13 protein-coding genes and 2 pseudogenes are annotated in these 19635 nt (G+C 67.0%); 7 read left to right on the top strand and 8 right to left on the bottom strand.

All coding sequences use genetic code 11. The features are described from left to right. Window positions 1-67 precede the first annotated feature (67 nt). On the top strand, window positions 68-232 hold the full coding sequence (locus ABGA99_RS06335; protein WP_347576334.1) for a hypothetical protein: 165 nt from the start codon (window positions 68-70) through the stop codon (window positions 230-232). Between the two features lie 472 nt (window positions 233-704). Here ABGA99_RS06335 and ABGA99_RS06330 read toward each other — a convergent pair whose 3' ends face one another. Next, on the bottom strand, window positions 705-920 hold the full coding sequence (locus ABGA99_RS06330) for a hypothetical protein (RefSeq protein WP_347576335.1): 216 nt from the start codon (window positions 918-920) through the stop codon (window positions 705-707). 176 nt (window positions 921-1096) lie between these two features. Further along, window positions 1097-2377, bottom strand: a complete 1281-nt coding sequence (locus ABGA99_RS06325; RefSeq protein WP_347582280.1) for a Hint domain-containing protein — start codon at window positions 2375-2377, stop codon at window positions 1097-1099. 187 nt (window positions 2378-2564) lie between these two features. Here ABGA99_RS06325 and ABGA99_RS06320 point away from each other — a divergent pair, with 187 nt between their 5' ends. The 3 genes from ABGA99_RS06320 to ABGA99_RS06310 all read left to right on the top strand — a co-directional run bounded on the left by ABGA99_RS06320 (window position 2565) and on the right by ABGA99_RS06310 (window position 4195). Next, the gene (locus ABGA99_RS06320; protein ID WP_347576337.1) at window positions 2565-2690 is read left to right on the top strand and encodes a hypothetical protein; all 126 of its coding nucleotides are present in this window, start codon (window positions 2565-2567) and stop codon (window positions 2688-2690) included. Further along, entirely contained in the window at window positions 2690-2917 is a 228-nt protein-coding gene (locus ABGA99_RS06315) for a helix-turn-helix domain-containing protein (protein WP_347576338.1), read from the top strand. Before ABGA99_RS06320 ends, ABGA99_RS06315 begins: the two co-directional genes overlap by 1 nt. 99 nt (window positions 2918-3016) lie before the next feature. Further along, a complete protein-coding gene (locus ABGA99_RS06310; protein WP_347576339.1) occupies window positions 3017-4195 on the top strand; it encodes a site-specific integrase in 1179 nt (392 codons plus the stop codon). Between the two features lie 184 nt (window positions 4196-4379). Here the strand turns inward: ABGA99_RS06310 and ABGA99_RS06305 are convergent, their stop codons facing one another. The 3 genes and pseudogenes from ABGA99_RS06305 to ABGA99_RS06295 all read right to left on the bottom strand — a co-directional run bounded on the left by ABGA99_RS06305 (window position 4380) and on the right by ABGA99_RS06295 (window position 12622). After that, the gene (locus ABGA99_RS06305; RefSeq protein WP_347576340.1) at window positions 4380-4670 is read right to left on the bottom strand and encodes a hypothetical protein; all 291 of its coding nucleotides are present in this window, start codon (window positions 4668-4670) and stop codon (window positions 4380-4382) included. A 2-nt stretch (window positions 4671-4672) separates the two neighbouring features. Beyond that, window positions 4673-5047, bottom strand: a pseudogene (locus ABGA99_RS06300) (HYD1 signature containing ADP-ribosyltransferase family protein). 1098 nt (window positions 5048-6145) lie between these two features. After that, window positions 6146-12622 (bottom strand): polymorphic toxin-type HINT domain-containing protein, encoded by a 6477-nt coding sequence (locus ABGA99_RS06295; RefSeq protein ID WP_347576341.1) that lies wholly within the window; start codon window positions 12620-12622, stop codon window positions 6146-6148. Between the two features lie 26 nt (window positions 12623-12648). Here ABGA99_RS06295 and ABGA99_RS06290 point away from each other — a divergent pair. The 3 genes and pseudogenes from ABGA99_RS06290 to ABGA99_RS06280 all read left to right on the top strand — a co-directional run. Beyond that, window positions 12649-13179: pseudogene (locus ABGA99_RS06290) on the top strand (substrate-binding domain-containing protein); the annotation flags it as partial. A gap of 281 nt (window positions 13180-13460) precedes the next feature. Continuing rightward, window positions 13461-14813 carry a condensation domain-containing protein gene (locus tag ABGA99_RS06285; protein ID WP_347582342.1) on the top strand — a complete coding sequence of 451 codons (1353 nt, stop codon included), beginning with the start codon at window positions 13461-13463 and terminating at the stop codon, window positions 14811-14813. Window positions 14814-15017: 204 nt separating this feature from the next. Next, the gene (locus tag ABGA99_RS06280) at window positions 15018-16115 is read left to right on the top strand and encodes an aminotransferase class I/II-fold pyridoxal phosphate-dependent enzyme (protein WP_347576475.1); all 1098 of its coding nucleotides are present in this window, start codon (window positions 15018-15020) and stop codon (window positions 16113-16115) included. 47 nt (window positions 16116-16162) lie between these two features. On the opposite strand, the gene ABGA99_RS06275 is transcribed toward ABGA99_RS06280, so the two are convergent. The 3 genes from ABGA99_RS06275 to ABGA99_RS06265 are packed head-to-tail and all read right to left on the bottom strand — an operon-like array spanning window position 16163 to window position 19621. After that, window positions 16163-17065 (bottom strand): aminoglycoside phosphotransferase family protein, encoded by a 903-nt coding sequence (locus ABGA99_RS06275; RefSeq protein WP_347576342.1) that lies wholly within the window; start codon window positions 17063-17065, stop codon window positions 16163-16165. Next, window positions 17055-17846 carry an alpha/beta fold hydrolase gene (locus ABGA99_RS06270; protein WP_347576343.1) on the bottom strand — a complete coding sequence of 264 codons (792 nt, stop codon included), beginning with the start codon at window positions 17844-17846 and terminating at the stop codon, window positions 17055-17057. Before ABGA99_RS06270 ends, ABGA99_RS06275 begins: the two co-directional genes overlap by 11 nt. Then, window positions 17846-19621, bottom strand: coding sequence for a non-ribosomal peptide synthetase (locus ABGA99_RS06265; protein WP_347576344.1), 1776 nt, complete (start codon window positions 19619-19621; stop codon window positions 17846-17848). The genes ABGA99_RS06270 and ABGA99_RS06265 overlap by 1 nt, the downstream gene beginning before the upstream one ends. Window positions 19622-19635 lie beyond the last annotated feature (14 nt).

Genomic DNA, 19635 nt, shown 5'->3' with positions numbered 1-19635 from the left:
GCCGGGCCAGGTCGACGCCACACACAGAATCCTCATCGCCAACAACTTCGACCCGAACACAGTCCCGATGCTCACCGCCGCACCCGACGCCAACAACAAGGGCACATTCGACCTCTGGACCACCACCCCGAACAGCGGCAGACTCCGATTCTTCGCCGACTTCACCACAGACGGACCCGGAGCCATCACCGTGGCCTCCGAACAATTCACCAACTACCAAGCCCTGGGCTGACCAACCGCGGCCGCGCTGCCGGGACGGGCAATCGCCCCGCCCCGGCAGCTCCGGCATGGAGCATGCCCCTCTCGACCACCCGTACTTGAGGCCCCCGAACGCGTCCATGTGAACGGCCATGCCAGAGCCACAAGATACCCCCATAGGTATCTTCCAGATCCAGCCAGAATCCAGCCGTGGGGAAAGTCCGACCGGATTCAACCACCCGACGATGCCACCCGGACCTGCACAACCAGGCAGCCCGACGCCGTGGAGCCGCACCTTCGACGTTCCAACCGAACTCCACCACATCCGAACGTCAAGGAGCCTCCGACCTGCACGAATACGAGCCGGAGGCTCCTTGTTCGTATGAATCACACGTTGAAGCGGAACACCGGGTACGGAATTGTGGCCTGCGAAAACGCTGGAGAGCGGAGCTGGATCCAGCCAGCATCCAGCCGCTGAAACGGCGGGTCCATGACCCCGCTCACGCTCAATCCACGGGTTCGGCGACACCCAAATCACGCAACTGAATCATTACAGCTTGGGCGATGACACAGATCTCCCCAAAGTCACCAGCCATCACGTATCGATCACCATCAATCTTCATCGAATCGATGGCTCCGTAGTCCGATTCACCCGAGGCATCCACGGCCGGCGGCCACCCCTGGTCAACCCAATGCAACTCCGACACCGAGGAGAATCGCATCCACCCACGCTTGTAGCAGTGCCTCTCTCCCGGTGCGGGCGATGTGTACTCGCGGTGCTCAGGGAACAAGGCGAGGTCGACATCGCATGCTAGAGAGCCAGGGCGAGCAACGATGTCAAGTATGTAGCTCTCTTCCAGATGAAACACAGAGAGCTGACCGAATTCCCTATAGTCTTTCATTCCAGATCCCAATCGATGGGCGTGTGATTACCAGGACTCTTCCGAGTGACAACATTCCCGAACGAGTCGATCCGATCCCCGTCTGCATTTCTCATCTCAACATGCGGGTCGCTACTTCCTGGGGCCCTACCGCTTCCTCGCTTGATGGTCAGGCGATATTTGCCGTTGTCGTCTCGGAACTTAATGGGGCCAGAGGCCGTCTGCGTTCTCGTCCATCCTTGCGCGGCTCCGAACGCCTCCAACTCCGAGGCCTTGGCAGTGCCGTTTCGCGTGAGTTGCCCCATCGCGAAGTCCGCGTCATAGGGCACAACGCTGCAACTGCTGTTGTGAACCAGGACCGGGGTCTCGCCTGCCAGCACATGGTACGTGTGGGTGCCGTTTACGGTCAGGCCGTGGGTGCGTTGGCGCTGGGTGTAGTGGCGGACGTCGTGGATGGTTGCGGTGGTGCCGTCCGGGGTGCGGAGGGTGTAGCCGGGGGTCAGGTCACCGGCGTTCACCCAGGCGTTCTTCTCCTGCACCCAGAACGGGTGCGTGGTGGTGGACGCCAGCGTGGCGGTGCGGCCGTCTGTCTTGATCTTGAGGTCGACGAAGTCCTTGTCGTCCTCGGTGGTGATCGTGGCCACGATCTCGCGGACCTTGGTCTTGCCCGTCTCCGGATCGATGACGACGATCCGGTCACCGATTTCCAGATCCTCGATGCGCTTGGAGCCGCCGTCGGCCAGCAACACCCGGGTACCCGCGGCGAAGAAGCTGTGGCACTTCTTCGCCGCTTTGAGGGCCTTGAATGACTTGAGAGGTTTCGCCCAGGGCGCGTCGAGGGCAGCGGAAAGACAGGAGAGACTCAACCCCATGGCTTTGCCGCACTTCTTCAACGACTCGACGTCGGGCGCCACGATCGCGAGGACGATGCCAGCGCCTGGCGGCGGGCTCGTGTCCCAGAGCCCAAGCTTCTCTGCCGCCGAGCAAAAGCCCTTGACATTACTCTCTGTATCGCTTCCGGAGCACGTCGAGTTCGCCCAGGCACGCATCTTGTCGTCATCCGTGTCGTACTGCGCGTAGCGGAACTCCAACTCTTGAGCGGCAGGCAGGCGGATACCTTCGATCCAGAGCTCGTTGTCCTTCACTTCGACGTCGATCGTCTGGGCCGGGCTCTGCGACGAGCAGTTGCTGCACCAGGGATGGCTCACGGAGGGCCGGCCCATCACCCCGCCGCCCGTCTGGCTCATCCCGTTGCCGCGGCTGCCGTCCGCGCGGGTCTGTCCGCTGCCGCAGCTCACGCCGCTCGGTGAGCCCCTTCCGCAGTCGATTCCCAGGCCGGTGGGGTCCTTGAAGGTGAGGGGGTTCTGGGCGGCGTAGGTGTAGCCGTTCAGGGTTTGGGGTTTGTCGAGTTCCAGTAGCGGGTCGACGCTGATGAAGCGGCCCAGTTTCGGGTCGTACTCGCGGGCGCCCAGGTGTTGCAGGCCCGTGCTGGCGGTGTCATCGTGGGACTACCTCGGCTCGGGCTACAGCCCCGGCGCAGCCCTCCTCGCCGCCCACGTCTGGCACCGCAGGGCAGTGGAACGGCAGTTCACAGCCGAAGGCGGCTGCTGATGGCCTCGCCCCCGCTCACGGCCCTCCACCGTGCGGAAGCGGCACCGGTGCTGGATCTACTCACGGTGCCCCAGGTGATGGCTCGTCTCCAGCTCGGCCGCTCCGCCGTCTACGACCTGCTCCGCACCGGGCAATTCGCCTCGATCACCCTCGGCCGCGCCCGCCGCATCCCCACGCACGCCCTCACCGATTTCATCCGCACCCGCATGGAACAGGAAGCCGCCTGATGACCTCGCCTCGCTTCGTTCCGCCGCTCCCGTACCCGTGCGAACGGCGACGGAACCGTCTACCAGCGCAAGGACGGACGGTGGGAAGCCGCCGGATACGTGCTGGCCCCCGGCAACACCCGCAAGCGCATCCGCGTCTACGGCACCACCCGCAGGGACGCGATGACCAAGCTCACCGAGAAGATCGCGGCCAGCAACCGCGGCCTCCCCGTCGCAGCGGCCGACAGCACCGTGAGCGCCTACCTCACGTACTGGCTGGACGGCGTCGCCGTTCACCACCTGCGGGAGAACACCCACACCCGCTACGCCGCCGCCATCCGCCTCCACCTCAACCCCGGGCTCGGCGCGAAGAAACTTGCCCAGCTCACCACCCGCGACGTCCGCACCTTCCTCGACGGACTCCGCACCACCTGCCAGTGCTGCGCCCAGGAACGGGACGCTGCTCGACGGGCCTGCTGCGCCATAGGCCAGTGCTGCGAGAAGCGACTGTCACCGCTGACCGTGACGTACGTCCACGCGGTCCTCAAGTCCGCCCTGGAACACGCCGTCCGCGAGGACGAACTGCCGCGCAACGTCGCCCGGAACGTCAAGACGACGACCACGCCACGCCCCCGGCGTTTCCAGCCCTTCACCGCCGCCGAAGCCCGCGAGTTCCTCCAGTCGGCCGGCGCCGACCGGCTTCACGCTCTGTACGAACTCGCCCTGCGCACCGGACTCCGCAAGGGTGAACTCCTCGGCCTCCACTGGGAAGACCTCAACATGGACAGCGGCACCGCCACCATCCACCGTTCCCTCCAGCGCACCCGCAGCCAGGGTCTGACCGTCCTGAACACCAAGACCCTCGCCTCGGAACGCCGCATCGCCCTCCCCACCGAATGCATGAACTCCATCAAGATCCACCAGGAACAGCAGGAGGAAGAGCGTCGGGCAACCGGAACGGGCTGGACTGACAACGGGCTCGTCTTCACCAACCCGAAGGGCAGTCCGCTCGATCCTGGCAACCTCAACCGCCGCTTCCGTCACCTCCTCCACAGCGCCGGACTCCGGACGATCCGCTTCCACGATCTCCGCCACTCGACGGCCACCCTGCTCCTGGAACAGGGCGTCGACCTGGTCGTCATCAAGGAACTCCTCGGCCACGCCCATATCGGTGTCACTGCGGGCGTCTACGCCCACGTCCGACTCCGTCTCCAGCGGAGGGCCATCGACACCCTCGGCAACGCCCTCAACCCGACCGACGCCTCCGACGACCCACCCGCCGCTGCCGTCGTCCGCTGACGTTGCCGTCACCGTTGCCGTCAAACGCCCTGGAAGCCCCACCGGAAACATATTTCGGTGGGGCTTCCAGAATGTCGCACGCCTTCAAGGGCACACCCTACGGCAGGAAATCGAAATAATCGAAGCCGCAAGATTGAAGATTCGAGAAAACGAGGACTATTTCACACTTGCCTTTAACGCATGATCACGAACTGCCGGAGCCGCTCACGGATTGACGCCAGACGTTTTCGAACTCCGCGAATTCGATGAACGCCGGAGAAAATTCTTCCTGCTCAGCGATCTCCTCCAAGCTCGGGATTGGGATTTCGCCGAGCATGGTCGCCCCCGAGGACGTTTCACCGTCCGCGAAATCTCGATGTCCGTCCCGATAGATCTCCACCTTGCGGATCTCATATCCTGCATCGTCAAGCTCGCTGTACAGCTCAACCGGCTCATCAGGCAGGTCGTGGTGCCAGAACACCTTGAGGTATCGCATGCTCAGTTTGCTCCGTGGCTAATTATTCGCCCGCTCAGATCCAACGGCCCTTGACCGGGGATCACGTAGACATTATCTCTCCCCTTGACGACATTCAGTCCTCTGACGTCAATCTCGACGTAATTAGTGAATCGTCGCCCAGAGAATGGGTGCCCGAGGAAGCATCGCGACAGCTGCGCACACGTCTTGGTGCCAGGAGCAACGTCGGAGAGATATTACCCATCGCCATAGCGCGCATCCTTCGGACTCGCCTCCTTGGTAGAGGCATTCAACTTCTTACTCCCCACGATCCCGTTCATGCCCGCTTCATCGGTGTAATGAATCAGGGTTTCGGGAGGGCAGCCGCCAGAATTATGAAGGCCGAGCCAGCGGGACACCTCGCGGATCGGAACGCCGCGGGCCAGGGCTGTCGAAGCGAAAAGAGCCGCAAACTGTGATACGCCGAGAGCCGGGCCGCCTCAGCCAGGGCGCCTGGACCACGACCTATCAGAGGCCGGTTCGCGAGCCCAAGAATCACCCGCCATACCCCCGCGGGTATCCTCTGGATCCAGCAAAAATCCAGCGGCCGGGAACCCCCGACCAGATTCAACCATCCAACCGCACCCGACCTGACCTGCACAAACAGGTAGCCCCACGCGAGGGGATCGCCCCTTCGCCGTTCCAGTCGAATTCCACCACGTCCGAACACGAAGACCCCTCCGACCTGCATGTATGCAAGACGGAAGGGTCTGTGCGAAAGATTCACACGTTGAAGCGGAACACCGGGTACACAGTCTTGACCTGCGGAAACACCGGAAGGCCGGGACGGAACCAGCCAGGAACCAGTCGTCGGAAACGGCCGGTCCATGGCCCCCGTTTTCGCTGGATCCACGAGCCACGCGAGGCTTCACGCGCGCACCCCTGCGCTCGGCCGCGGGGGCGTTCAGCGCAGGGCGCTGCATGATCGTTCGCTGACGGTGGGCAGCACCTTGGTTCAGTGCCAGCACCACCGAAGCACCGCGGCGAGCTCCACGAGCGGGCCGTCCGAGGAGACCACCCCACCGGACGCACGGTAGCCCTTGCGTACAGTTTTAGGTTCCAGCCATGCCAGACGTGGAGCCGTCCCATTTGACTACCGGATAGCCGGCAACGAGCCTTCCCATCACATGAACAGTTTCTGCGCCGGTAACCCCGGGAACTCGCAGCACACGCCATGGATTAACGTCGACGGTCAGCCAAACCCAGCTCTTTCCGTCCAACACAAACGCAAAGATGCATCGCACATCAGCAGACCTCAGATCTACATCACGAACGGGAACCAAATAGCCGTCACCGATTCGATCTTCATGCTGCTGAAGCCATTCCAGATTCCCTGCGTACGACCTGCCGCTTCTTTTTGCCCTCACCATGAGACTGATGGCCGCACCGCTCGCCAGGCGCCTGACCTTCCGCTTCCCCAGCCACGCAGCCACCCTCTTCACTCGATGCACCCTGGCTCAATCCCAACCACGAATGTAAATCGGGGTATCCCATCCGATTTCACTGTCCGGGTCCGAGGCTCGTGAGATGAGTTCGGCCATCCGATGGTTACCTTCCATCATCTGGCCGTCACCTCCAATTGTCATGAACGTACGCGCTTCGTCGTCAGGGTCGAAAACGGAGCGCAGCAAATCAGCGTCATCCTGCCCCTGAAGCATTCCTCGCTTCAGGGGATCGTAGTCCCAATTACCATTCGCATCGACACTATCGTGTCCAATTCCGCGGAGATCCCCGACAGTCGCGTTTGCATCCGGAATGCCAGCCTTCCGCTTACCGAATAGCTTACCGAAAAATCCTCCTTTCCCTCCACTCCCGCAATTATGCACAAGCACTGGGCTGCTTCCGGCCTGCACATAGTACGTGTGCTTGGTGCTGACGGTTAGGTTGTAGACGGTGGTCTGCGTGGTCCAGCGTTTGATGGCTGTGATCTGGATGCGGGTGCCTGCGCTGGTCTGTAGCGTCTGACCGCTGGTCAGGTTGGTGGCGTCGATCCATTCGTCCAGTTCGGGTACCCAGAAGGGGTGGCCGTCGGTGGCGGTCACGCTGGCTTCTTTGTCGCCGTGCTTGCCGTCGATGTCGATCGTGATCTCGACTAGGTGCTTCGAGCATTTGCCGACGATGGTGCCGGTGACGGTTTCGACGCTGGTTTCTCCGGTCTCGGGATCTGTAGCGACGATCTTGTCGCCGATCTTTACCTCTTCGATCGGTTTCGTGGTGCCGTCCGCGTACAGCACCTTCGTGTCGGCGGTGAAGCTGTTCCTTCGACAGGCGGCATTTCCTGTACCTCCAGCCTTCTTGCCTATGCCGCGTGCGCCAGCACCGGCTCCGAATCCTCCCCCTGTCATCTCCATGAGGTTGCCGGCGAACTGGTAGTAGGCGACTTGGAGGCTCTTCGGGCAGTTGTCCATCAGGTTGCAGATGCGCCAGAGCTTGTCTTTTACGAATTGAACGGTGGCCCGGTTTTCCAGGCTCGGATTCTCAATGAAGTCTGGGAGTGTATCTTTGTAGGATCGTTCATTATCGATGTACTTGTTGAATCGCTCGATGAACTCGTCTTTGTCATCCCACTTCCGTGGAACTTCTACCCCAGGGAAGATCGGGATGGTTTTGGAGCCGCATGGCGAGCCGTCCATGTTCAGACAGGGACTTGGGTTGTAGTTGCTGGGGCTGCTGCTGATGATTTGGATGGGGCGCCCGGTGCCGGGTCCGGTGCCGCCGACAGGGCAGCCGACTCCGCAGGCGTCGGCTCGGCTGAGTCCCTCCGGGTCGCTGAATGTCAGTGGGCTGCTGCCGGCGTAGGAGTAGCCGTGCAGTGATTCCGGATCAGTGGGATCCATGATCGGGTCGACGGAGAGGAAGCGGCCGGTCTGTGGGTCGTACTCGCGGGCGCCCAGGTGTTGCAGGCCGGTGCTGGTGGTGTCGTCAGTTCCGCCGACGAAGCCGCGGGTTCCGGGCCAGGGGCCGTGGGCTGTGCCGCGGGGGGAGCCGAAGGGCAGGATTCGGCGTTGGGTGAGGTTGAGGGTGTCGGCGTCGATGGCGAGGTTGCCGGTGCCGTTGTGGTCGGCGAGGGTGAGGGACCAGTAGCCGTCGTTGTCGAGTACGGCCTGGTTTCCGTTGCCGAGTGGGATGTAGCGGGTGGCCTTGCGGGTGGTGCTGCCCTTGGGGAGGAAGACTTCGGTGTGGCCGCCCCAGTAGAGGGTGGCGCCTGTGGGGGTGTGGGCGATGAGTCGGTTGCCGTCTGCGTCGTAAACGTAGTCGGTGACCTTCTCGGCTCCGCCGTCGACCTTCGTCAGCTGGCCTTCGGCGTCCCAGGTGAGTTGCTGGGATGCGCCGTCCTGGGAGCGGGTGGTGGTGTTGCCGGTGGGGTCGTAGCTGAAGTTGTCGGTGGCGGTGCCGGCTAATTCCTCTGTGGTGACCGAGGTGAGTGTGTGTGGTTGGGCACTGCCCGGTGCCGGATAGGTGTAGGTGCGGTTGACGTCCTTGCTGGTGTCGCCGCCGATGTCGTGCTGCGCCTCGGTGAGGCGGTTGCCGACCTTGTCGTAGGTGAAGGTCTGCCAGTACGGGGCCGGGCCGCCGATGCCCGTTGCCGGCGGTGCGGTCTCGCAGGCTGTGTCGGCCTCGGTCCAGGCTTCTGTCAGGCGGCGCAGGTGGTCGTACGTGAAGCACTGCGTGTCGGTCCCGGTGCGGGAGACGTCCGAGATGGAGAGGAAGTTGCCTGCCTGGTCGTACTGGTAGGTGTTGTGCTGGTCGACGCCGGCCTGGCCGGGGCGGTCGACGCGCGAGGTCTTGAGGCGTTGGGTGCCGCCCTCGTAGGTGTTGGTGACTTTGGTTCTCTCCGCGTCGCCGGTGGCGCCGAGGAGTTGCACATAGGGCTTGCCGAGGAGCGTGTAGGTGGTGTCGGATCGAACGCCGTCGGAGACGACCGCAAGCGGCCACTGGGTGTTCGGGTCGTACTCGTAGTTCCAGCCCTTGGCAGCGATATTGCCGACCGTAGAGAACGTGCGGGACTTGACCAGCCCGCCCGCGGTGTAGGCGGTGCCTTCCTGGTAGGTGCCGGCGAGGGAGCCTTCGGCGGGCGGGATGGCGGTGGCCTGTCTGGATGGGCGGTAGTAGTCGTCGTACTGGGTGACCTTGTGGGTGTAGGCGCTGCCTTCCACGTAGCGGGTGGACTCGGCGAGCTGGCCTTGGGCGCCGCTCAGGGTGTCGTAGGTCCACTTCGCCCGGAGTTCTCCGGACGGCGTGCCTTCCCGCAGTTCGGTCTGGCGGCCGAGGCCGTCGTAGATGCTGACGAGTTTGACGTCGCGGGCGTCTGTAGTCGAGACGAGCTGACCGCGGTCGTCATACGTGGAGGTGCTCTTGCCCTTGTCGGGGTCGTTCGCTTCTATCTGTCGGCCGAGTTGGTCGTAGGTGTACGTCCAGGCGTTGCCGGCCGGGTCCGTGACCTTCGCGAGTTCGCCTCGTGGAGTGTGGTCGTAGGAGATGGTGTCGTAGCTCGATGACGGGGACCGTTCGTGGTGCTGACGGACCTCGGTGGTCTGTCCGCGGGCGTCGCTCAGCGTCGTTGTGGTGGTGTCGCCAACCGGTGGGACTATGGTGACCCGGTCACCGTGGTAGGTCGTCTTGGTGGTGGCTAGGACTTCGCCCCCGTCTCCACTGCCGGACATCAGACGGTTCTCGGTCTCCCGGCCGAGTCCGTCGTGCACGTGCCGGGTTTGCGTCTCCACGTCCTCGGCGTCGTTGGGTGCGAACAGGACGCGGCTCTGGCCGCCGTCGGCGTGGTAGGGGGCGAAGGTCTGATCGACCAGACCGCGCTCGTCGTAGAATTTGTCGGCGATGAGGCGACCACCGTTGGGGCCGGCCGTCTGGGTCTGGCGCTCGCGGAGGAAGCCGTCGTAGAGGGTGTACGAGGGAATCTGGTTCGTGACTGTGAGCCCCAGCGTGCGGGTTGCCACGGCGACCGGCTGGTTCTCCTCGACGAAGTAGGTGAACTCGTAGTCCGGCAGCGTGCCGGTGAGCCTGTCGGCCAGCCAGATCTTGGTGGTGCGGCCCAGAGCGTCGTAGGTGTAGGCGGTGCGCTTGTCGTTGGTGTCGAGGATCGCCGAGGGTTGGCCGCGCAGCGGTTCCAGTTCGCGGACCTCGGTCTGGGCCGTGCTCGCGTTCCCTTCGAGTGCAGGGGGCGTTGTCTTCGTGACCTTGGTCGGGAATCCGCTGGTCGGTGTGTAGGCGATGGTGGTGGTGCGGCCGTCGGTGCGGGCGTTGCGCTGTGGCGGATCCGTGCCTGTGACGGTGACGTTGGCGGTCAGGTCGGTGGCCGAGCGCTCGCGCCCGTAGCTGTCGTAGGTGGCGCCGCTCTCCAGGTAGGTGGCGGTGGTGCCGTTGTGGGATTTCAAGGTCGCCACCGCGGTGGCGTCCCCGGCGGTAGGTGCGTCTCCGTAGGAGCCGGAGTCGTATGCCGTGCGGATGTCGTTGACGACGTCCTTGGAGCGGTCGACCGTTTCGTCACAACTTGCCGCCAGCGTCTCCACCCGGGCTGGAAGGGTGAGGATGTTGGTCTCGGTGTTGGTGGCGTAGGTAGTGCGGGTGCACCGGTTGTCGGCGGCAGTCGAGTTGTCTCCGAAGTCATCGACCTTGGTGATCCGGCCAGCGACTGTCTCATGGGTGCTGGCCGTCGAGGAGACGCGCCACTTGCTGCCCGCGCCGTCGTCAAGGGAGACCCAGTTCTTGGTGTGCGCGGTGCCGCTGAAGTTGGCGGTCACCGTGCCCCAGTTGCGTTCTTTCTTGGCTGTCTGGTGATGCCAGGGGCGGTTGACGGTCTTGCTGAGCACCTTGCCGTCGGGCGCTGAGTAGTCGACGGTCTTGTATGCGAACCCCGCCGCCGACTCGTGATCGGTGATGGGATCGCCTTCTCCATCGCCCAGCGATATCTGTACGTTCTTGGTGCCGCCGCTGGTGCTCTCACGGTCGCCGTGCATGCCGCGCAGGAAGTAGCTGTCCTTCTGCGACTTGAGTGCGGACTCGCCGCCGGCTCCGCCGGTCTTGACGCGAACGTGGTCGTAACCGCGCCACTGGGACCAGGTTTTGAACTTTTCCTTTGTCAGGCCGTCGTCATCGTCGTAATGCCAGGCTGCCCCGCCCAGGTACTCGTAGCGGGTGAGTTTGTCGGGTGCGCCGCCCGTCCGATCGGTCTCCGTAAGGAACGTCGCAACGTATTTGTTGAACCACTGGCGTTCCGGGTCGTCACTGGACGATCCTCCGATGTACTGGGGGAAGCAGCGAGTGGTGTTGCTCTGCGGGGTTGGCAACGAGTCCCAGGAGCAGGCTTCCCCGGAGTAGTTGACGGATATTCGGCCACCATACTCGTCGTCGACATCGGATAGGCGGGCTTTGATGAATGGTGCGTAGCCGTCGCCCGTCTTGTCGAGCCTATTTTCCTTCTGGATGTAGGTGAAGGTGGTTTTCGGCAGTGCGACCGTTGGGGTGGCCGTGTGGCCGGTGCGCTGTATCGAGTCCAGCAGCAGTTGGTAGTCGATGTCGGCCTGGCCCCAGCGGTGCTCAAGTTTCCAGGAGTCCACGGTGGCGTAGCTGCCGTCGCTCTTCAGGACCTCGGTGTTCACGCCGGTCAGGCGCTTGCGGGTCCAGAAAGTCGGTGAAAGCCGGCCGTTGTCGCAGTCGGCGTCCGCGCTGCAGTTGAGATCCCAGGGGGTGTCATACCAGTAGAAGGCGTCTGTGGAGATGCTTGCACAGTCGGTCTGGGAATTTGGCAGGCAGCGCTCGCTGCTGGTGAAGTCGACCTTCGCCAGCGGTTTGGTCCCGTAGACGGCCGAAGACTTCAGGCCGTACTCGATGCGGTCCAGGTTGCCGCCGCGGTCGTAGCGGGTGTTGTTGGTCGCCTTCAGATTGCGGCCGTAAGAGTTTTCTTCCTTGTTGTAGTAGTAGGCGATGGCGTTCCCGTGCGGGTCGACGACGTAGTCGAGGTTCCATCGCCAGGCCTGCTGGCACCATGAAGATCCGAAGCCTGCCGAGTCATGGCAGGGTTCATCGGCATCATCGCCGAATACAGGAACGTTCCAGGTGGAATCGGTGGTTTCGTCGCCCGAAGCCCATCCTGGCAGCCGGTGGTAGCCGAAGTAGTACCGAACTCCGTTGGGATCGGTGACGCGCCAGTACTCGTCGTTGTTGTCACCGTTGTTCCGGTCGCTGGATGTCAGCCGCTTGATGAGCGTGCCGTCGTCCTTCTTCAGCTTCCACTCGTCATTTCCGGCCGGGACCAGCTCACCGCCCTTGCCGTTGATGGCAAGGAATGCGTTGTCGTAGCCCCAACACTGGTCGCCCGGCTTGTTCCCGTCGGGGTTCTCCACCCCGTCGTCCGAACAGGACTTGTAGCGGCGCTCGATGTAACCGGGCCAGAGGTCGAAGCCGTCGCCGACCCAGGAAGACTGGTTGTTGGTACCACCGGTGCGGCCGTCCACCGAACCGGACGAGTACGACATCTGTACGGTCGGATGCAAGCCTCCTGGGACCTGGGGTATCTGAAAGTCGTAGCCCCATGTGAAATCGCCTGTGTTCAGTCCCACGTTCCACGCGGCCGAAGGCGTCAGCGGCGTGGCCTTGAAGTCGCCCTGGCCACCCTCCTCCGCAGCCACAGCAGCGAGGATCGTGGGGGCGCTGTCCCCTACGACGACGTCCGCGGCGTTCAGGGTTTGCTGCTCGGTGTCGTTGGTGGCCTTGACCGGCTCGCCGGTACGGCACTCCGGACGGACTGGGCGAGTCAGGGCACAGGCTGGCAGCTCCGTGAGCGTCAGGCGAGAGCCGTACGCGCCACCGAAGGACTCGGCGAAGTCCGCATAGTCCAGCGTGACATCGACCGCCCCTGAGCGGCCACCGGCTTCTGCCGCTCCTTGGTCCTGCTCAGGCTGAGACTCAAGGGTGAACACCGGGCCGGCAACGCCCGCGTTGCGGGCCGCTGGACTGCGTGCTGGTGGACGACTTCGGCGGCGCTCGCGAAGCGACGGCCGGCCTCCTGGCAGCCGGCCACACCCGGCTCGGGTTCCTCGGCCTGCCACCGTCCGTCTGGACCAGTTCCGAGCGGTTCCGCGGCTTCTGCGTCGCGCTGGAGGAGGCGGGAGTCGCGCTGGACGAGCGGTACGTGTGGCTGCGGCAGCGCACCGTCCCCGCCGCCGAGGACGCCGCCCGGGAGCTGCTCGCACTCCCCCAGCCCCCGACGGCGCTCTTCTGCGCCAACAGCCGCAACACCCTCGGCGCCTTCCGCGCCACCAGCCGCCTCGGCCGCACCGTCAGCCTGGCGGGCTTCGACGACTTTCGAACTGGCCGACGTGCTCGGGGTGCCGCTGATCGTGGCGTACGACCCGCGGGAGCTGGGCCGGCGGGCCGCCGAACTGCTGCTGCGCCGCCTGAACGAGCCGCATCCGGGTCCGGACGGCGACGCGCCGCTGCGCGTCGTCATCCCACGCAGGTACGCTACGGCGACCCCGCGCCGCCCACGGCTGACGGGGATTCGGACCCGGGCGGATTCGGCAGCCCCGTGCCGCGTTGCCTGCGCCGTACGGAACGGTCCGAACACCGGGTGGAGATCCGGTGGTAAATCCCTCGGCGGCTCATCACCCGCTTGCCGGAGGGTTCCGCAGATATCCGCGGGCTCGTATGGTTGCCTCGTCGGTCACCGCCAAAGGCGTGCTACGGAGGAGTCGGACTTGCGTGTTCGGAAGGCCGCGGTCCCACGGCCATAAGTGGAGTGAAGTCGTCCCGTTACCGATGCCCCAGCCGGAGGAGTCGAGTATGCACGCCGCATCACAGCCGGAGAGCACCGAAGCCGAACCCGGAACGGACGGGCGGCTGTATCCGGCGACCACCACCCAGACGAAGCGGCTCGCACTGTTACAGGGCCCCGACCGCTGGTGGAAGAATCCGTACGTATGGGCGTACTCCTACCCCGGCCGCCTCGACGTACCGCGAATGGAGCAGGCGCTGCGCCTCGTTGCCAGAAGGCACAGTGGCCTGCGCCTGTATTTCTTTCCGGATTCGATCGACACGGTCGGGTGCATTCCGCCCGGTGAGGCGACCTGGCCGCTGCGTGAAATGACCGCCGGTGCCGATCCGGCCGCCGCGGACGCCGAGGCGTACGCATGGTTGCAGGACATGTTCGCGCCGTTCGAACGGCCGCTGCTCCGCGCGGTCGTCCTGCACCGCCCGGAGAGCGACATGCTCGGCGTCTCCATCGAGCAGAGCATCCTCGACCACGCCGGCGCCATGGCCCTGTTCGACGACATCACCAAGGTGTACGACGGACTTGCCGACCGACCCGCGTCCGCCTTCGACGAACTGGTCACCGACGCCACCCGTTTCGCGCTCGATGAGCGCGCCTGGTTCGCCGGCGACGACGGCGCGGAGTCGCTCGCCTGGTGGGACGAGCACAACAAGGGACTCGGCGCCTATCCTGGCCTCGACCTGCCTGAGCTAGGCCCTTGCGAGCCGTGGGGCGAGATCATCAACTACGATCTCCAGCTGTCCGCCGACGACACGGCCCGGCTGAAGCAGTACGCGCGGCGGCTGCGCGTGACGACCACCATGCTCGCCTTCGCCGCAACCGCGGTGACCCTGCGGGCCCACGGGCACTCCGGGGACGTGCGTTTCCTCTTCGCCACGTCGCGGCGCATCTGGCCCGGCACGGAGAAACTCATCGGATACTTCTCGAACCGCATGATGCTGCGGATTCCGGTGACCGCGGAGGACACGGTTCCGTCGCTGGCGCCCAAGGTCCGGTCCGGAGTCCTGGACGCGATCTCGCACAGCATGTTCAGCCACGAAGAGTACGTCCGGGCCCGGTACCCCGACGCGTACGACCGGGAACCGACCGGATACGGGTATGTCAACACCGCGGTGTACGACCCGGCGCCGCGCCTCGGCGGCGTACCGCTCACGCGGGAATCCCTGCCCATGTTCGGCAAGGATTTCCACCAGCCCGGTCTGGCACTGGCGCTCTTCCTTTACGGCGACCGCCCGGCCGTGGCCAACGCGAGCTGCGCCGAGGGTATGTACACGCGCGAATTCGTCGAGACGATCACCCGGGACTTCGCGCGGACTTGCGTCGGCACCACCCGGGAATGAGGCGCCGCCTCCTGTCGGGCCCCACCGCATGGCCTTCCCGGGCCGCTGAGCCGCCGAGGGCGGAACGCCGGACCGGCCCGGGTGCCGCCCGCGGAGGGCGGCCACGGCAAAGACCACCGAAGAGCGAGGTTGGTTTGCGCATGAATTCCCTTGTGATCGGGTAACGCCGTGGCGAATCCCTTACAGACGTACAGCGCGGCCGAGTTGGCCGCCCGGCGCAGCCTGAAGTGGCGGGAATACCCGCCGGACGTGCTGCCGATGTGGCTCGCCGAAACGGACACCCCGCTGGCGCCGCCGATCCGGGCCGCGCTGGCCGCCGCGCTCGACCGCGGCGACACCGGCTACGCGTACCACGCGGACCTGCCCGGCGCGTTCGCCGAGTTCGCCGCGCGCCGGTACGGGTGGCGGCCCGACCCCGCCCGCATCACCCTGGTCTCCGACGTGACGCAGGCGATCACCGAGTCGATCCGGCTGGTCACCGAGCCCGGCGACCGGGTCGTGCTGGACACCCCGGCGTACCCGGCGTTCCTCAGCCAGCTCCACGCGCTCGGCCGGTGCGTCGTCGAGAACCCGATGGTGGACGGCCGGATCCATCTGACCGGGCTGGAGGGCGCCTTCGCGGCCGGGGCCAGGGCGTACCTCATGTGCAACCCGCACAACCCGACCGGCACCGTCGCCGACGCCGAGACCCTGTACGCGATCGCGGAGCTGGCCCACCGGTACGGCGTCCGGGTCGTCGTGGACGAGGTGCACGGCCCGCTGACGTACCCCGGCGTCGTGCACGTCCCGTTCGCCATGCTCGACTCAGAGGCCGCGGACCGGTCGTTCGTCGCGGTGTCCGCGTCGAAGGCGTGGAACGTCGCCGGGCTGAAGGCGGCGCTGCTGGTCGCGGCGCCGGGTGCGGCCGCCGACCTGCACCGGCTGCCGCCCGAACTGTGGGTGTCCGCGGGCATCTTCGGGGTCATGGCCGGCGTGGCGGCGTTCAGCCACGGCGAGCCGTGGCTGGACGAGCTGCTGGCGGGGCTGGACGAGAACCGCAAGCTGCTCGCCGACGAGCTGAACCGCGAGCTGCCGCGGATCGGGTACCGGCCGCCGGACGCCACGTACCTGGCCTGGCTGGACTGCCGGGCGCTCGGCCTCGGCGACGACCCGGCCGCCGCGTTCCTGGAGCGGGGCCGGGTCGCGCTGAGCCCGGGCCCGCTCTACGGGTCGGCGGGCCGCGGGTTCGTACGCTTCAACCTCGCCACCTCCGCCGACCGCGTCCGCGAGGCGGTGGCCCGGATGGCCCGCGCCGTGAACTGAGCGCGCCCGCGGCCGTGCCGGCGGGCGGGGCCCGCCGGGTTCAGGCGTCACCGGTCGTGCTCGAAGTCGGCGATGGCCTCCGTTGCCGCCCGCTGGCTGAACCCGGCCAGCACCGGGTTGCTGCCCTCGTAGTAGTCCGCGGCGATCACGCCGACGCACAGCGCCCAGCCGCGGGCCCGCGCCCAGGTGTGGTCGTCCACCGGCAGCGCCTCCCGGAAGGTCTCGCGCCCCGCGGACGACAGGAACGTCCAGGCGGCCATCACGTCGAGCGCCGGGTCGCCGACGCTGAGCAGTTCCCAGTCGATCACCGCGCCCGGCACCCCGTCGCGTACGAGTACGTTGCCCGGGTGGATGTCGCTGTGCACCCACACGGGCGCGCGCCGCCACGCGGGCACGCGGATCGCCGACTCCCACAGGGCAGTGGCGGCCTCGACGTCGAACTTGCCTTCGAGGTGGCCGAGCGCCCTCCGGACCACCCCGTCCCGTACCGGCAGCGGCGTGCCGCGCAGGCCGCTGTGCAGGCCGGCCCGCGGCCCGTCGGCGGTCGGGATGCGCTGCAGCGCACCGACGAACCCGGCCAGCGCCCGACCGGCGGCGCGCTCGTCGGACACCGGGGACTCCACCGCGTCCGCGCCGTCCAGCCACCGGCAGACCAGCCAGGGCCACGGGAAGTCGTCGTCCGCGGCGCCGGTGAACACGGCCGTGGGGATGTCCAGCGGCAGCCGCGGGGCGTGCCGGGGCAGCCACCGGTGCTCCTTGCGGATGTGGCCGGCGGCCCACTCCGTCTGCGGCAGCCGTACGCTCAGCCGGTCGCCGAGCCGGTAGAGGGTGTTGTTCACCCCGGCCGACGTGACGCGCTCCAGCGGCAGTTCACCCCACTGCGGCGCCTGCGCCCGCAGCAGTGTGCGTACGAGGTCCGCGTCGGCTTCGATGCGTAGCTCATCGGGCATGTGTGTCTCCCCTCCCGGGGTTCACGGGCGGCTCCACCCGGCGTCGGCCCGGCGTGTCGAGGAAGAGGTCCAGCGGCGGCGCGGGCACCAGGTAGAAGTGCCCGCCGGGCCTGGTGGCGTGGTGGAAGACACCGGTGGTGAGATCGCCCCACCGCTCGGCCTGCCGGGCGCTCACGTGCCCGTCCTCGGAGCCGTGTACGGCGACGATGTCGCAGCTCAGCCGGTCCCCCGGCACATGGCGGTAGCGCCGGAGCATCTCGAAGTCCGCGCGCAGATACGGCAGTACGAGCCCCCGGGCAGCGGGGTCCGCCAGCACCTCGGCGTCGGTGTGGCCCAGGGCGGTCAGGGACCGCGCCGCGGCGTCGTCGTCCCAGTCGACGTCCTGGGCGGCCACGTGGTCGGGGTCGTGCGGCGCCCGCGCCGACGAGACGACGAGCCGCTCGACGCCGAGCCCGATCTGCTCCAGGCGCCGGGCCACTTCGTACGCCACGATCGCGCCCAGGCTGTGCCCGAGGAAGGTCACCGGGCGGTCGAGGAAGGGGCCCACCGCGGCGAGGACCTCGTCCGCCGCCTGCCCGAGGTCGTCGTGGCACGGCTCGTCGAGCCGGTCCGCCCGGCCCGGGTACTGGACGGCAGCCACCTCGGTCTCCGGCCGGCCGGCGGCCCAGTCCCGGAAGAAGTTCGCCGACCCGCCGGCGTGCGGGAAGCAGATCAGGCGGCGGCCGGCCGCCGGCCGCGGCACCGGCACCCGGACGACGGGGCGAGGGCCCTGCGGCGCCATCAGCCGGCCTCGTCCCGGGCCGTACGCACCAGGTCGGCCAGCTCGTCGAAGGACCCGATCCCGTATACGTCCACGAAGTCGAGGAGTACGCCGAAGCGGTCCCCGATGTCGTCGATGAGCCGGATGAGGTCCAGCGAGTTGCCGCCGGCGCCGAAGAAGTCGTGTCCCTCCTCCGCCGGCGTGCCGGTGCGCTCCTGCCACATCGCCGCGAGTAGGGCCCGGTCGTCCCCGGGCCGTTCACCGTCCCGCTCCCCGGCGGGCGCCGCGTCGCGCCGGTCCCGGTACCGGGCGGCCAGCGCCGCGCGGTCCACCTTGCCCGCGTCCGTGAGCGGGAACCCGTCGACCGCGACCACCTCGTCCGGCACCAGGTGCCCCGGCGCCCGCCCGGCCGTGCGCGCCCTGATGTTCCGAGGGGCCGCGCCGGGCGCCGTCGTCCTGACGAACACCACGAACTTCTTGTTGTAGCCGGCACCGACCTGGACCGCCGCCGCCTCGCGCACCTGCTCGTCCGCCTCGACGACCGACTCGGCCTCGGCCAGGTTCACGCGGAAGCCGCGGACCTTGAACTCGTCGTCCTCGCGGCCGTGGAAGGCGAGGTCGCCGCCCGGGAGGAGCGAGGCCCGGTCGCCGGTCCGGTAGATCCGCCCGCCTGGCACGGCGGGGTCGGGGAGGAAGCGCTCGTTGGTCGACTCCGGATCGCCGGCGTACCCGGCCGCGAGGCGGTCCCCGCCCACGTAGAGGTCGCCGACCTCGCCGTCCGGTACGGGACCGCCGTCAGCGTCCAGCAGCAGGCAGACGGTGCCGGCGACGGGCTTTCCGATGGGCACGGACGGTCCCGCTCCGTCCCACGACGAGAGGCTGAACGCCGTGCTCACGATGGTGTTCTCGGTCGGCCCGTAGCAGTTGACGATCTCCAGGTCGGGACAATCCCGCCGGGCGCGGACCGCGTGCTCGTACGGCAGCACGTCGCCGCCGACGATCAGGTGCCGCAGCGACCGCAGGGCTTCCGGGTGGCGCTCGACGACCAGGGCGAACACCGCCGGGGTGAGGACCGCGGTGGTGACCCGCGGGTCGGCGAGGAACGCGGCCGTCTCGTGCACCGCGAGCGACGTACGCGGCGCGCACAGCACCGCGGCTCCGGCGAGGAGAGCCGACCAGATCTCCAGCATCGACGGATCGAAGGTGAGGATGGTGTGGACGAGGAACACGTCCCCGGGGGCCCGCCGGACGGGGCTGTCCCGCAGGCAGAGCGCGCTGAGGGCGCCGTGCGGCACGCCCACCGGCTTCGGCTGCCCCGTCGACCCCGAGGTGAACATGATGTAGGCGAGGTCGTGCGCGCTGCCGGCCGGCCGGGGAGCCGCGGCCTCCGCGCCGGCGGGCCCCGTCAGGTCCTGTACGTGCCGGGTCGCGACCGTCAGCCCCGAGGGCACCTTGTGGTCGGCGGTGAGGAGGAGCAGGCGGGCGCCGACGAGAGCGGCCATGTGCTCGACGCGCTCGGCCGGATAGCCGGGGTCCACGGGCACGACGTGGGCTCCGGCGCGCAGCACGCCGAGCATCGCCGCGATCGTGTCGCGGTCGCCCACCCCGTGCAGGCAGACCGCGTCGCCGCGGCGGACGCCCCACTCGGCCAGCGCGTGCGCCAACCGCCCGGACGCCTCCCACAGTTCGCCGTACGTGTACGTCCCGGCCGGATCCCAGACGGCGACCTGGTCCGTACGCGCCGCGGCCTGCCGGGCGAACGCCTCGTCGATACGGATGAACGCGTCGCCGCTCATCGCGGTCCGCCTCT

The organism is Streptomyces sp. B5E4 (assembly GCF_039871555.1).
In the GTDB taxonomy this organism is placed as follows: domain Bacteria; phylum Actinomycetota; class Actinomycetes; order Streptomycetales; family Streptomycetaceae; genus Streptomyces.
Note: the sequence above shows the minus strand (reverse complement) of the source record. Positions and strands in the feature narration are given on the sequence as shown.